This window comes from Streptomyces laculatispora, assembly GCF_017353455.1.
GTDB classification, from domain to species: Bacteria; Actinomycetota; Actinomycetes; order Streptomycetales; family Streptomycetaceae; genus Streptomyces; species Streptomyces laculatispora.
The window spans coordinates 24152-38530 of record NZ_JAFMPZ010000091.1; the positions used below are offsets into that span (position 1 = coordinate 24152).

Here is a 14379-nt window from a genome sequence, read left to right on the forward strand (position 1 = left end):
GTGCTTCTACTTGTAGGCGCGCACGGCGACGACGTGCGCCGACGCCGCCCCGTTGGTGGCTTCGACGACGACCCGGATCGCGGATGTGGTGACCGGCTCCGCCGGCGTGTGCGCCTCGCGGCGCCGGCGATTTTGCGCCGCACGGGCGATGACGCGCCAGGTGCCATCGGTGTCCAGCGCCTCGACGCGGTAGTCGCGAAGGAGGGTGGGAAGGGTGTCGAAGGGCGTGCGGTGGTGGTGCAGGTTGATCAGGTCCTCGTTGACGTCGTCGTCGGCGATGACCTCGATCCGGCCCAGGGCGACCGGTTCGGGCCAGGCCAACTCGAGCCAGGGGGACGGGGAGTCCGCCAGGGGGGCGGAGACCCACATGTGCGGTCCCGCGTACGGGCGGGCATAGCCGTCGGTGGCCTTGGCGGGGGAGTAGGCCGCGGTCTCTCCCGTGCGGAAGCAGAAGGTGCGGCGCAGCAGACCCGTGTCCGTCCACTCGCGCAGCGGCTGCGGGGATTCGTCCGACGGGCGCAGCGGGACGCGCGTGAAGCACAGGACGCCGGGGGTCGGGCGGTCGGAGCGGTGCAGAGCGAGGGCGTCGTTGGCGCGGACGACCAGGAAGGCGTTGCGCGGGGTTTCGGGAGACCAGTCCAGGCCCGTCTTGAGCCATTGCCGGGCACCAGCGGCGACGGGCAGGGTGATGGAGGTGACCAGGCGTCGCGGGACGTAGTTCTGGCCGAGTTCGGGGTCGTACAGATCGATCACGATCTCGGTGTCGCGGTCGGCGTCGACGAGCAGTTCCACTCCGGAGAGGTCCGGGTCCGCGGGGAGGACGAGTCCGGCGTCCGCCGTGAGCGGCCACAGCGCGTCGGAGTCCTCGACTGCCAGGCTGCTCAGGGTGGCTGAGGCCGTGGCCGTCGCCCGCAGGGCCAGGTCCTCCTGGTCCGTCGAGGCGAGGCCGATGAGCGAGGCGTCCTGGCGCAGCAGCGCCCGGTGCAGCTCGGGTACGGGGAGTTCGCGCGGGGTGACATCTCCGGTGGCGCAGAGTGCCGCCGCCGTGCCGGCCGCCTGGCCGATCGTGGCGCAGGTCGCCATGACGCGGGTCGAGCCGAAGGCGACATGGCTGGCGGAGATATTGCGCCCGGCGAAGAGCAGGTTCTCGGTGTTCACCGAGTAGAGGCTGCGGTAGGGAATGTGGTAAATGCCGTCCGCGTAGAGCTGTCTGGCGCCTGCCTCGGTGGCGTACATGCCCTGCGGCGGATGCAGGTCGATCGACCAGCCGCCGAAGGCGACCCGGTCGGCGAACTCGGTCTGGCCGAGGATGTCGCCCTGGTGCAGGACGTAGTCGCCGAGGAAGCGCCGGTACTCCCGTTTGCCGGGGATCGAGCCCACCCATTCCAGGGTCATGTTCGCCGCGTCGAACTCGCCGGAGTTCTTGATGTGGTCCCAGATGCCGTGGATCACCGACCACAGCTCGTCGCGGATGCGTTCGTTGTCGTGGACGGTGTCGAGCTCGCCGCCGAACTCGATCCACCAGTACGCGCAGCCGTTGTCGCCCGCCTTGATGATGCGGCGCTGCGGGATGGCGGTCTGCGTGATGTCCTTGGCGAAGTTCGGCGGCACGAACTTGACGGGGTGACCGGCATCCTTCGTATAGAAGAGGAGAGTCGAGCCGAGGGTGATGTCATCGGCCGTCTCCGGAGCCCAGGCCTCGTCGTACTCGGCGCGCGATTCCCGGCCGATGCGGTGGTGGGCGCCCGCCAGGTGGCCGATCAGGCCGTCTCCCGTGCAGTCGAGGAAGAGGGAGCTCTCGAAACGTATCCGCCGTTCCGAACCCATCATCCAGCCGGTGACCGAGGTGATCCGCCGGGCCTCGTCCGGGCCTTCGGCGTCGACCTCGCGCACGTCGGTGTTGAGGTAGAGCGTGATGCCGGGCTCGGCGCGCACGGCGTCCAGGACCACGGCGTCCCAGTAGTAGGGGTTCCCGTCCGGGTTGCGGAACTGGTTCTCCACGAGCAGCTCGCCCATGATCCCGCCCTCACGGGCATGGTGGTTCCTGCCGTGGCCGGTCGCGCCGCACACCCAGACCCGGACCTCGCTGCTCGCGTTGCCGCCGAGCACCGGCCTGTTGTTGATCAGCGCGACGCTCCGGCCGAGCCGGGCTGCGGCGATCGCAGCGCAGACCCCGGCCAGGCCGCCCCCGACGACGGTGATGTCGTGGCGTGCGGTTTCATTCCTCATGTCGTAAGTCACTTACTTCCAGTCGGGATGGGCGGACAGCCCGTAGTAGACGCGCGGGGCGCCGTCGAGGGTGAGGGTGATCTTGCCGCCGGAGGCTTTGAGAGAGCGTTCCTGGCCGATGCAGTTCAGCTCCCGCACCGTGCCGTCGACCGTCCCCGAGTGGGCCACGACAGCGGTCCTGGTCGTCCAGGTGTCGACCCAGGGCTCCGGCGATGCGTACCAAGGATCTTCGCCGTGCTCGGAGTTGAGGATGTAGCCGTCCTTGCGGCTCCAGATGATCGACACCGGTCCGCCGGGAGTGGTGAAGAGGAGCCCCTTGATGTCCTTGTCCGTGAAGGCGAGATGCCGGACGAACTCGGCCTGGTCCAGGACCCGGGCGGCGGTCGCGAAGGCGAGGAGCGAGGGTTTGGCGCTGGTGTCGCGGTTCATCAGGCCGTAGTGGTACTCGGGGTTCGCCGGGTCGGCCTCCTGGGGGTGGTAGAGGACCGAGTCGTGGAGCTGGTACCAGTTGACGGCGCGCACGTTCTCGGACTTGGCGAGGGCGAGCGTGAGCAGCGTGTTCTCTGCGGCGTGCCGGTAGGTGTCGCTCCACCACGCGTTGGGGCGGGTCGGCGCGTACGCCTCGGTGAGCCACAGTTCCTTGTCGCCGCCGTACTCCGCCAGGACCTGGTTCGCCTTGCGCAGCGCGCCGAGGAAGTTCCAGTACGAGCCGGACGGCCCTTGCGTCCACTCCTCGGGCGGCGGCGCGAAGTCGGGCGTGAAGTTGCCGCGACCGGGGTGGAAGGCGAAGGCGTCGATGAGGTCCCAGCCGCCCGCGTCATGGAAGTTCTCGGTCCATACGTAGTCCATGCCGCCGAGGCCGGCGTTCATGACCTTCATCCGCGAGCCCGCCGCGTCGAGGCGCGTGGTGACCTGGCGCAGACCGTCCCGGACGTAGGCGTCGGCGCCGCGCCCCGACATCCAGGGCTGGTTGACCTCGTTGCTCACCTCGAAGTACGCGGCCTCGGCGTCCAGGGCCTTGGCGACGTTCGTGTCGGCCCAGGCCGCGATCTGCTCCGGACTGCCGCCCACGGGGATGCCGCTCAGCTCCACGTTGTGCCCGATGCCGTTCGCGTCCAGAGTCGCGGTGTCGATGCCCGGGGCGCCTGCGTAGGCGATGCGGATCCACTTGATGCCGAGCGTCCTGACCAGCCCGAGTACGGCGTCCTTGCCGGGCTTGAGCAGCCAGGGGTAGTTGGCGAGACCGAACATCGACTCCTTGCCGGCCTTGTACGTGAACTCCGGGAGCACGCTCAGATTCGTGCGGGCCAGTGCCCTGTCACTGCCGCTGACCGCCTCCACCTCGGTGAACACGATGTTCTGCGAGGGCGAGGTCAGGGGAATGGAGGCGTTCCAGACGGCGCCCGCCGCGAGGCTCCTGCAGAGTGTTCCACCGCCGATCTTCTTGCCGCCGAAGTCCCGCGCCCACCAGTTGAGCCGCACCGTCCTGGCCGCGGCGGAGCCGTTGACGACCTGCGACTTGAGCGTCATCGTCTGCCCGGCCGCCTTGTAGAGGTTGAACGGCTGGTCGGTCCACACCTCCACGCCGAGGGGCCTCTTGGCCGCGAGTGCTCCCGCCCCGCGCGGCCGCAGATCGCCGAGGACCAGATCAGCCTCGGTGACCGCGCTGGTCGCGCCGGTCGAGGTGCCGGGGGAGTGGACCCATGTGGCGTTCGTGTTCGCGGGGTTGGTGGACGAGAGGCAGAAGAAGCCCTTCGAGCCCTCCCACGTCTCCACGTACGCGCCGCCCGCGTTCACCTCGTACGGAATGCCACCTCGGGCGTCCCGCTCCCAGACGGTCAGCGCTTCGTACGACTCCGCCGCGCTCGCCCCGTACACCGTGCGGGAGAACATGAAGCCGGCCGGTGTGAGCGTGCCGGGGCCGCCGACCTCCCACTTCAGGTGTGCCTTGCGAGGAGTGACGTCGAAGGTGCCGCGCACCGTGACTCCGGACGCGCCGCTCGCCATCGTGTACGTGACCTGAATCGCGGGCCGCCCGTCGGGGAGCGTGATCCGGGCGGGCGTACCGCCGAAGGTGCGCTGCTGGCCCAGCGCGGTGTCCTTGATCATGAAGTGGCTGAGCAGGATGCGGTCGGCGCCCGCACCGTCCCGCACGAGGACGCTGCCGTCGCTGCGGCCGACCAGGGTGATGCCGTCGGCCTCGATGGTGACGGGGTCCGCGGCGTACGCGGGAACGGTCGGCAGCAGTGCGGCGCCGGTGGTGACGGCCGTGCCCTGGATGAATCTGCGGCGGGCGACTGACATGGAGGTGCCCTTCTCTTGGTCGGGGTGTTCCGGATGCTCCGAAGTTCCGAAGCCGGAGGTGCGGCGGGGAGGTCGATGGCTCGGCCGTCGACTCCGGTGGGCCTGGCCCTTGACGCCGGTGGGGCTCAGCCCTTGACTCCGGTGAAGCCGAGCCCGGCGACGATGTACTTCTGGCAGACGACGAAGACGAGCACCGGCGGGGCGACGGCGAGCACCATCGCGGCGATCAGCTGGTCCTGCGGAGCCTGCGTGGCGAGCTGGGCGAGAGCGACGCTGATGGGCTGCTTCTCGGGGTCGGTGATGGCCACCAGCGGCCAGATGAAGTCCTTCCAGGAGTGCATCACCGCGAGCAGACTGATCACGGCGAGCACCGGTTTGCTCATGGGCAGCACGATCTTGGTGAGCAGCTGCCAGGTACTCGCCCCGTCCACCCGCGCCGCGTCGAACAGCTCCTTCGGCAGGGCGTCGAAGAACTGCTTGGCGAGCAGCACCGTGAAGGCGTTCGTGCCGGCCGGCAGCCAGATCGCCCAGTAGGTGTCGCCCAGGTTGAGGTGGAGGAACGGCACATCTATCACCGTCATGAAGAGGCTGACCATGTTCACCGTGTACGGCACGAACATCGTGGCGAGGATCGCCCCGTAGACGGCCTTGCCGAACCTCGGCCTGAGCACCGAGAGGGCGAAGCCCGCCGTGGCCGAGACGAAGAGCTGCACGAACCACGATCCGCCGACCACCAGGAAGGTGTTCATCAGATAGCGGCCGACACTCAGATCGGTGTACGCCGTCGAGAAGTTGCCCAGGGCCGGCCGGTCCGGCCAGAGGGCCAGGGGAGCGGTCGTGAGCTCGGTGGGCGGTGAGACCGCGCCCTTGACCATCCAGTACAGCGGTCCGATGCCGATGAGCAGCAGCAGGATCAGGGTGAACACCTGGATGGAGCGCACCGCGGCGCGTACGCCGGGGCGTTGGCGGTCGTTGGTGGATACGAAGGTGGTGAGCGTGGTCATGACGTGCTCCAGCTGCGCGTGGCCCGCAGATAGACCGCGGAGAGCAGGGCGAGGGTGAGGACCATCAGGAAGGAGAGCGCGGCGGCCTGGCCGTACTCGCCGTCCTGGAAGGCGTACCGGAAGATCAACAGCAGGACCGTGAGGGTGGAGTTCTCGGGTCCGCCGCCGGTGAAGACGTACGGCTCGGTGAAGACCTGCACCGTGTTGATCAGCTGTACGAGCAGCAGCAGTCCGATGACAGACCGGAGCTGGGGCAGCATCACATGCCAGATCCGCCGCCAGATGCCGGCGCCGTCCACCTCGGCGGCCTCGTAGAGTTCGCCGGGGATGCCGACCATCGCCGCGAGGTAGATCAGGACGGCGCCGCCCATGCCCGCCCAGGTGGCCTCCAGGACCAGCGAGAGCATGGCGCTGTCGGACGACTCCAGCCACGCGTACGGGCCGAGCCCGACCTTGCCGAGGACGTTGTTGAAGAGCCCGCTCCCGGGATCGTAGAACCACTTCCAGAGCAGGATCGCCACGACCGGCGGGATGACCACCGGCAGATACACCAGGAAGCGGTAGACGCCCGCGCCGCGCCGCACCGTCGACATGATCGCGGCCAGGATCAGCGGCGCCGGGAAGCCGATCAGCAGGCCGAGGACCACGAAGAACACGGTGTTCCCGACGGCGGTGACGAGCAGCGGATCGTCGAAGAGCGTACGGAAGTTGTCCAGGCCGACCCAGACCGCGGGATCGACGAGGTTGGTCCGCTGGAAGCTGAGCAGCAGGCTGCGCACGATCGGCCACCAGGCGAAGAGCCCGAAGACCAGCAGCGTGGGGACGAGGAACAGCCAGGCCGTGAACTGTTTGCGGGCGCCGGTGCCACGCCGCAACCGCGGCATGGGTCGCGGCACGGGCTGCTTGGACACAGCGGCCGGGCGCCGGGACGGAGTGAGCAGGGCCATGGGCCGGCTACTTCTGGTCCGCGGCGAGCTTGGCATTGACGTCCTTCTCGGCCGAGGCCAGCAGGGAGTCGATGTCGGCGTCGCGCTTGGTGAGCACAGCCTGGACCACCGGGTCGAGCGCGGTGTACAGCTTCTGCGCCTGGTACGGCGGCTCCGGCTTCAGCTTCAGCGTGGAGAGGCCGTCGGTGTACGGCTTGAAGTTCCGCAGCTTCACATTGATGTACGGCTTGATCGCGGCGTCGATCTCGGTCTGCCGCTTCTTGTCGAAGACCGGCAGCGTCGGCACGCCCACCGCGGACTTCGGGTCGGCGGAGAGCGCCTTGGCCTGCTCGGCGGCGATTTCGGTGCTGTACTGCGGCTTGGCGTAGGCGAAGGTCAGCCACTCGACGGCCGCTGCCGCGTGCTTCTTGTCGGCGGACTTCGGGACCATGTAGATGTCGCCGCCGGTGAGTGTCGCGTCGCCGCCGGACTGCGGCATCGGGGCCACTCCGAAGGCGTCGGTGTTCTCCATGCCGAACTGCATCTTCGCCAGTCGGTACGTCCCCGGGCTGCCCATGAACATGCCGACCTGCCCGGCCGCGAACTGCTTGATCACGTCGTTCTGGTTGTTGAGGAGGGTCTTACCGAGCGAATCGTCCTTCCAGCGCATGTCCTTGAGCAGCCGCAAGCCCTTCTTCGTCGGCTCCCCGGTGAGCGTGGCGGTGTACGTGCCACCCTGCTCCTTCTCCAGCTCGCCACCGAAGGCGTACGACAGCATCGTCAGCTGCCAGCCGCCCTGGTTGTCCTTGGACTCGTGGACGAAGCCCGCCTTGCCGGTGCTGTCGCTGATCCTCTTGGCGGCGGTGCGGACCTCCGCCCAGGTGGTCGGCGGTCTGTCGGGGTCGAGGCCCGCCTTCTCGAAGAGCTCGCGGTTGTAGACCAGACCCTGGGCGTAAGGATTCTGCGGTACGCCGTACACGTCGTCGGCGCTGTCGGTGAGCGGCTGGAGGACCTGGGGGCTGAACTCCTTGAAGTGCTTCCACTCCTTGAGCTGCGCGGTGATCGGCTGTACCTGCTTCTGCTGGATGAGCCGCTGCGGCTCGGTCAGCGGCACCTTGATGACGTCCTCGACATTGCCGCCGGACAGCTTCGCGGAGAACGTCAGCGGGTCGAAGACCGTGGTCGAACCCTTGACCTTGATGCCCGGATGCGCCTTCTCGAAGTCGGCCACCTGCTTCTTGAACAGGGCGACCCCCGGCTTGTCGGTGGCCGGCGGCATGCCCTGCACCCGCAGCACGAGATCGCCGTCCCCGCCGGCGCTGCTCGGGGTGAGGGAGGAACAGCCCGCGAGGGTCGCGGTCAGCGCCATGCAGCCAAGTATGGCCGCACAGCGGGAGTTTCTGGGCATAACGGCTCCAAGAAGGGCAGGAGTGGGCTCGGTGCGGTGTAGTGCGGGGCTTTGTTCGTTGTGGCGGTGTGCGCCGTGGATCAGTGGGCGGGTGCGGGGCCCGTCGAGGCGCGGGGGATCAGGCGGGAGCCGATCTCCACGAAGGGGGACGTGACCTCAATCCCGGCTCCGGTGCGGCCTGTTGCTCCCGCGATCGTCTCGATCAGGAGGTCCCCCGCGCGCGTGGCGATCTCTTCGGGGTCGATCCTGATCGTGGTGAGGCTGGGGGTGGAGACGGAGGCGAGCAGCGTGTCGTCGATGCCGATGACGCTGACATCGCGCGGCACGCTCACACCGAGGTTGGCCATCTGGTGCAGCACACCGAGGGCGACCAGGTCGTTGTGGGCGATCACCGCCGTCGCATCGTGGGCGGCGACGAGGGTGGCGGCGTGCACGCCCGTCTCGAACCGCGGCTCGTACGGTCCGAGCTCGGACAGGGAGAGGTCGAGCGCCTCGAAGGACTCCTGGATGGACTTGCCGCGGCTCAGCTCGGCGCGGGACGCGTTGATGAAGACGCAGCGCCGGTGGCCGTACGCCTTCAACTGCTCGGCGGCCTGCGCGATGCCGGCGGACAGCGAGATCCGGACCTCGGGAATGCCCGGCACATGACGGTTCACCACCACCAATGGCATCCGGCCGGCGAGTTCATGGAGCCGGTCCTCGGTGAGGGTGGAGGCCCACAGGATCAGGCCGTCGACCCGCTTCGACACGGCCGCGATGGCGGCCAGCTCGTCCGCCTCGCGCTCGTCGCTGTCGGCGACCAGGACCGTGTAGCCCAGCTGCCGGGCGCGGGCCTGCATCGCCTTGATGATCGGCGGGAAGAACGGGTTGGCGATGTCCGGGACGATCAGGCCGAGCGTTCCGGTGCCCCCGCCGCGCAGTGAACGGGCCGCCGGGTTGGGGGAGTAGCCGAGCTTGGTCGCGGCGTCGAGGATGCGCTGCCGCGTCGTCGGCTGCACCTGGTCGGGTGCGGTGAACGCACGGGACACCGTCGACACCGAGACCCCCGCGGCGCTCGCCACCTCCCGGATCGTGACTGCCACGAACGGCCTCCTCGTCGTCTTGAGCCGGGGGACCCCGGTCGTCTCGCATCTGGATCCTGCGAATGCTGTTGATGTTTGCGAACGTTCCCATGGCGTGTCAAGACATGTGTCAGGAGTATTTCATCGAGGGAAACCTTCTGGATGCAAGGGTCTTGCGCTTCGCCTCGACTGCTGCCGATGATGTGCTCTCAAGAACGGTACTGAAATTGCGGGAACGTTTTCATAGAGGAGCGGAATGAAGATCACCGGCCTGGAAGTGCTGACTCTTCCCGACCACGGCGACAGCATGATGCTGGTCGTGGTCGACACCGACGAGGGCATCCACGGCCTGGGCGAGGTCGGCATAAGGTCGCGCCAACGGGCGGTAGCGGGCGGGCTGGAGCACCTCGCGGAGCTGATCGTCGGCGAGGACCCGCGGCGGATCGAACACCTCTGGCAGGTGATGTTCCGGCGCGGGTTCTTCCCCGCCGACCGCATACTCGGCGCCGCCATCGCAGCGGTGGACGTGGCCCTCTGGGACATCCGAGGCAAGGCGCTCGGCGTACCGGTGCATGAGCTCCTCGGTGGCCGGGTGCGTGATCACGTACCCGCCTATGTGCATGTCGGCGATGGCTACCACGACCGCGCGTGGTTCCTGGACCGCTGCCGCGACCTGGTCGCCGAGGGCTGGCGCCATCTGCGGTTCGCCTCGCCGCACGACGCCGATGGCACGCTCGACGCCCGCCGCTGCCTACGCGACTCGGTCGACCTCTTCCATCAGGTGCGGGACGCGGTCGGCGACGAGGTGGAGCTGATCCTCGACGTCCATACGCGCCTGGATCCGCCGGAGGCGGTGACCCTGTGCCGGGAGATCGAGGCGGCCCGCCCGTACTTCGTCGAGGACCCACTGCGCTGCGAGAACCCGGACAGCTACCGCATGCTGCGGGCACGCACCGGCGTTCCACTGGCCGCAGGCGAGCAGTACGGCTCCAAATGGGAGTTCAGGGCACTCATCGAGGGCGACTTCATCGATTACGCGCGCGTGGATGTCGGCGTGGCCGCGGGCCTGACCGAGGCGAAGAAGATCGCCGCGATGGCGGAGACCCACCACATCAAGCTCGCCACCCACAACCCGCTCGGCCCTGTCACCGCCGCCTCCTCGCTCCAACTCAATCTGGCCTGCCCGAATGTCGCGGTCCAGGAGCACCAGACCGACCCCGATCCGGCCATCGCCGCCCTCTTCACCGCGCGGCCGACGATCCTGCCGGGGCGGGTGGAGCCGAGCGAACTGCCCGGCATCGGCGTGGACATCGACCGGGAGGCGGCGCGCCGGTACCAGGCCGCGGCGGCCGAGCGCCCGCACTTGCGCACGGCGGACGGGGCGTTCACCAACTGGTAGCCGCGCAGGGCCGGTCCGCCGCGCGGGCCGGCCCTGCGGGATTCAAGGCCACGTACAACCCTCGTGCCCCATCCGGTGGAGCACAGGACGCCGGACAAGGAGCGGACCTCTTCCGGCCACTGGCCGGGAAGCCGCACACCATGACAACGGGACATGCGCGTCACCGTCCCGGCGGGCCCACCGCCCGCGTCCGCACACCGAGTGCGAATTACGACTCCAGGAAGTGAGGCGAGCTCCGTCGTGTCGTTCACAGGAGCCGCGAGGCCGGTCCAACTGGGCCTTGTCGGCATAGCGTTCATGGGCGTGCTGGTAGGCGCGTCGGCGACGCCGGCCGACAGCCAGGAACGCGAGAAGCTGCAGGTGACGGCCGTGTCGTCGCGGCCCGGCACGGTGTCGGGAGACGACGCCCTGATACGTGTCGAGGTGCCCGCGTCCACAGCGGCCGACAAGGTCCGGGTCGAGGTGGGGGGCCGGGATGTGACCTCGAGCTTCCGGCCCTCCGGCGACAACGCGCTGATGGGCGTGGTGAAGGAGCTGTCCAAGGGCGCCAACACGTTCACGGCCAGGGCTCAGGGCGCGGACGCCGGACAACTGACCGTGAAGAACCACCCCATCACGGGGCCGGTGTTCGCCGGGCCGCACGAGCAGCCGTTCGTCTGTGACACCGCCGAGTTCAAGACGGTCACCGGCACCCCCCTCGGGCAGCCGATCGACCAGGACTGCTCGGTCAGGACCCGCGTCGACTACATGTATCGCACCACGGCCGGCACGTTCGTTCCGTTGCCCGACCAGAACGTCCGTCCCGCCGACCTGGCTACCGCCACGACGAGCGCGGGCAAGAAGGTGCCGTACATCGTCCGCGTCGAGACCGGCACCATCAACCGGGGCATCTACGAGACGGCCGTGCTGCACGACCCGGAGTCGGGCACCCCCGACCCGCTGGAGCGTGGGCCGGGCTGGAACGGGCGCCTCGTGTACGGCTTCGGCGGGGGCTGCAACGGCGGCTGGTACGTCCAGGGCCGCAACACCGTCGGCATCATGAACGACACGTATCTGAGCAAGGGCTACGGCGTCGCATCGTCCACGCTGAACGTCTTCGGCAACAACTGCAACGACCTGCTGGCCGCCGAGACCATGAGCATGGTCAAGGAACGCTTCGTGGAGACGTACGGCGACCCGGCCTTCACCATCGGGAACGGCTGCTCCGGCGGCTCGTACCAGACCCACCAGATCGCCGACAACTACCCGGGTCTGCTGGACGGCATCCTCTCCGGCTGCAGCTTCCCCGACGTCGGCTTCGGGACGATCCACACCCTCAGCGACGCCCAGCTGCTGAACCACTACTTCAAGGAAGTCGCGCCGGACGCGTTCACCAAGGAGCAGCAGAGGGCGGTCTCCGGGTTCGGCAAGTGGGAGAGCATCGGCAGCCTGGCCAGGGCCGGCGGCCGTATCGACCCCACGGTGTTCTGCCCGCCCCAGCTGCCCGCGGAACAGCGCTACGACCCCGCCACCAACCCGGACGGTGCCCGCTGTGACGTCTACAGCCACACCGTGAACGTCTACGGCGAGGTACCGGGGTCCGGGAAGGCGCGCAGGCCGCTCGACAACACCGGTATCCAGTACGGACTTGAGGCCCTGAACAAGGGGACCATCGACATCGACCAGTTCATCGACCTGAACCGGCGTATCGGCGGCCTCGACGACGACGCCAAGCCCGCCGCGCAGCGCACCGTCGCCGATCTCGCGGCGGTACGGACGGCCTACCGGACGGGGCGCGTGCTGAACGGCGGTGGCGGCCTCGCCGACGTTCCGATCATCGACTACCGCGACTACACGGACGACGCGGCGGCCGGCGACATGCACATGCGCTTCCACTCCTTCTCCACCCGGGCACGCTTGGACAAGGCCAACGGCACCCACGCCAACCAGGTCATGCTCACCCGCTCCAACGGGCACGGATTCACTCTCGCCGGAATGCTGTCCGACATGGACCAGTGGCTCACCGGCATCAAGGGAGACTCCGGCAACGACGCCCCCATCGAGAAGATCGTCCGCCACCAGCCGCAGGGCCTCACGGACGCCTGCTGGACCCGTGGCATCGGTGCGAAGAAGATCGCGGAGCCCCAGGTCGAGGGCATCGACAACACCGAGTGCAACACCCTCTACCCGGTGTGGACATCGCCGCGGATGGTCGCCGGAGCCGATGTGGCCAACGACATCATCAAGTGCCGCAAGCGCCCCGTGGTCCGCTCCGACTACCTGGTGCCGGTGACCGACGGCCAGTTCACGGATCTGAAGGCGATCTTCCGGGACGGTGTCTGCGACTGGTCCCAGCCCGGGGCGGGTCAGCAGGGCCTCGCCGGTACATGGCTCTCCTTCGACCGGAAGTGACAGCAGCGCGGCAGGTGAGCCGGAACGGGGACCGATGCGGCCTCCCGCTCCGTGCCAGTGGTGGTGAGTCCCCGCGTTCGTCCAGGGCGTCCCACTGAACCACCGAAGACCCGGGTGGAGATGTCATCATCGACGCCGCCACCCGGGTCAACCAGCAACTCAGCTGCGGGGCTTGCCCACCAGATCCGCCACGAAGGCCAGGCAGGCCATGTTCGGGCTGTACTCCAGACAATCCGCTGCGTCACGCAGCAACAGCCCGCTGCCTGATACTCCCGTGGGCGGGAGCGCCCGGAGCCGGATGCGGGCCGGCTCCGGGCGCTCGTGTCCGCGACGCCCGCCCGAACCCGGCGAAGCCCTGTCGGAGGTCGGCGCGGCTGGTCGTGTACTTCGTCCTGGCCCTGTGTCCGTTCGGGAGATCAGGTCGCGGGCGCGGCCTTTCTGGACCTCCTCGCCGTTGATCGCGCACCGCAGTTCGAGGTCGTCGGGATTGCCGAACTCGTCCGAGGGGCCGACCACGCGCTGAGCAGGCAATCTTCCGGCGCGGCGACATCACCGTCACCTGCGACTCGCGCGGGAACTACTTCAGACGCGTCCGGCCGCCGGCCCGTCCGACCCGTTGTCATCTCCCGCCGCATGTGTGGGGAACCTTCTCCGCAAGGTCCGTCAGCCGAGGGGCGCCGTCGGCGGCAGGGTCGCGCCGGTGGTGGAGACCGACCGGTACAGCCGGTCGAGGTAGGTGCGCAGCCGCTGGGCCATTTCGACGGAGTCCGGGGCGAGCGCCCACTGGAGCTGAATGCCGTCCATCACGGCGATGACCTCCTGGGCCGTCGCCGTGCAGTCCGTGGCCGGCAGGAATTCGCCTGTGCCGACCGCGGTCCTGAGGATCTCGGAGAGCTGGCTGACGATCGTGTCGTAGCGGCGGGCGAAGAAGGCGTGGGCGGGGTGGCCGGGGTCGGAGGACTCGCCGACCAGGACGTTGAACATCCGTGTGCGGCCGGGGCGGCGGCTGTTGTAGTCGACGAGTTCGAGCAGGCGCACGAAGCAGTGCGCGGCGGAGTCGAAGTCCGTGCGGAAGAACTTCTCGACGTCGTGCTCCTCGCTCCGTTCGAGTACCGAGACGAGCAGATCCTCCTTGCTGCGGAAGTGGTGCAGCAAGCCGCTCTGCGTGACGCCGACCTCCTTCGCGATGCGAGCCAGGGAGGAGGCGTGAAAGCCCCACTGCGCGAAGTGTTCCACTGCCGCGTCCAGGATGCGCCGACGCCGCTCGTCGCCGACGGAATAGGGCCCGCGCGCCTTGGTGCCGGTCTGCTGCCGACGGCTGTTCGTCCGATCCATGCGCTCACCGTAGCCAGGTGGCCGGGAGGCTTCCGGATTTGAGACTCACGCCACTTCCCAAAAGCTACCACCTGCTCGGTTTTCGTGATTGCCTGTGCTTACCTGCACGGTGTGAGAGCCGCCCGACTCTGCCCGCGGCACCTTTCGGCGATCGGCAGCCGCTGCCGGTCTCGCCGTCGGCGCCACCGTCGCGACCTGCCACCTCTTCTCGTTTCCCGCACGCGAGAGCAGCCGAGGAGGACGGACATGCGCAGCTCCAGATCCGGGACGGACCACGCATCCGCAAGAACACCGAGATCCGTAAGGCCCTGTGCGACGCCGG

General features: G+C 68.6%; 9 protein-coding genes. 2 read left to right on the top strand and 7 right to left on the bottom strand.

Annotated features, from left to right (window positions below; all coding sequences use genetic code 11):
• Positions 1-6: 6 nt before the first annotated feature.
• From J1C73_RS05050 to J1C73_RS05075, 6 genes are all read right to left on the bottom strand, one after another.
• Positions 7-2229 (bottom strand): FAD-dependent oxidoreductase, encoded by a 2223-nt coding sequence (locus J1C73_RS05050; protein ID WP_207315270.1) that lies wholly within the window; start codon positions 2227-2229, stop codon positions 7-9.
• A gap of 12 nt (positions 2230-2241) precedes the next feature.
• Positions 2242-4533 carry a hypothetical protein gene (locus J1C73_RS05055; RefSeq protein WP_207315271.1) on the bottom strand — a complete coding sequence of 764 codons (2292 nt, stop codon included), beginning with the start codon at positions 4531-4533 and terminating at the stop codon, positions 2242-2244.
• 125 nt (positions 4534-4658) lie between these two features.
• A complete protein-coding gene (locus tag J1C73_RS05060; RefSeq protein WP_207315272.1) occupies positions 4659-5537 on the bottom strand; it encodes a carbohydrate ABC transporter permease in 879 nt (292 codons plus the stop codon).
• Positions 5534-6484: a carbohydrate ABC transporter permease gene (locus J1C73_RS05065; RefSeq protein ID WP_207315273.1), complete on the bottom strand. Its 951-nt coding sequence runs from the start codon at positions 6482-6484 to the stop codon at positions 5534-5536. The genes J1C73_RS05060 and J1C73_RS05065 overlap by 4 nt, the downstream gene beginning before the upstream one ends.
• A gap of 7 nt (positions 6485-6491) precedes the next feature.
• The gene (locus J1C73_RS05070; RefSeq protein ID WP_185095460.1) at positions 6492-7832 is read right to left on the bottom strand and encodes an ABC transporter substrate-binding protein; all 1341 of its coding nucleotides are present in this window, start codon (positions 7830-7832) and stop codon (positions 6492-6494) included.
• A 119-nt stretch (positions 7833-7951) separates the two neighbouring features.
• A complete protein-coding gene (locus J1C73_RS05075) occupies positions 7952-8953 on the bottom strand; it encodes a LacI family DNA-binding transcriptional regulator (RefSeq protein ID WP_123462973.1) in 1002 nt (333 codons plus the stop codon).
• A 235-nt stretch (positions 8954-9188) separates the two neighbouring features.
• On the opposite strand from J1C73_RS05075, the gene J1C73_RS05080 reads away from it, so the two are divergent.
• Positions 9189-10331, top strand: a complete 1143-nt coding sequence (locus tag J1C73_RS05080; protein WP_123462975.1) for a mandelate racemase/muconate lactonizing enzyme family protein — start codon at positions 9189-9191, stop codon at positions 10329-10331.
• A gap of 297 nt (positions 10332-10628) precedes the next feature.
• Positions 10629-12722, top strand: coding sequence for a DUF6351 family protein (locus J1C73_RS05085; protein WP_242643744.1), 2094 nt, complete (start codon positions 10629-10631; stop codon positions 12720-12722).
• A 663-nt stretch (positions 12723-13385) separates the two neighbouring features.
• On the opposite strand, the gene J1C73_RS05090 is transcribed toward J1C73_RS05085, so the two are convergent.
• Positions 13386-14057 carry a TetR/AcrR family transcriptional regulator gene (locus J1C73_RS05090; RefSeq protein ID WP_207315274.1) on the bottom strand — a complete coding sequence of 224 codons (672 nt, stop codon included), beginning with the start codon at positions 14055-14057 and terminating at the stop codon, positions 13386-13388.
• Positions 14058-14379: the final 322 nt, after the last annotated feature.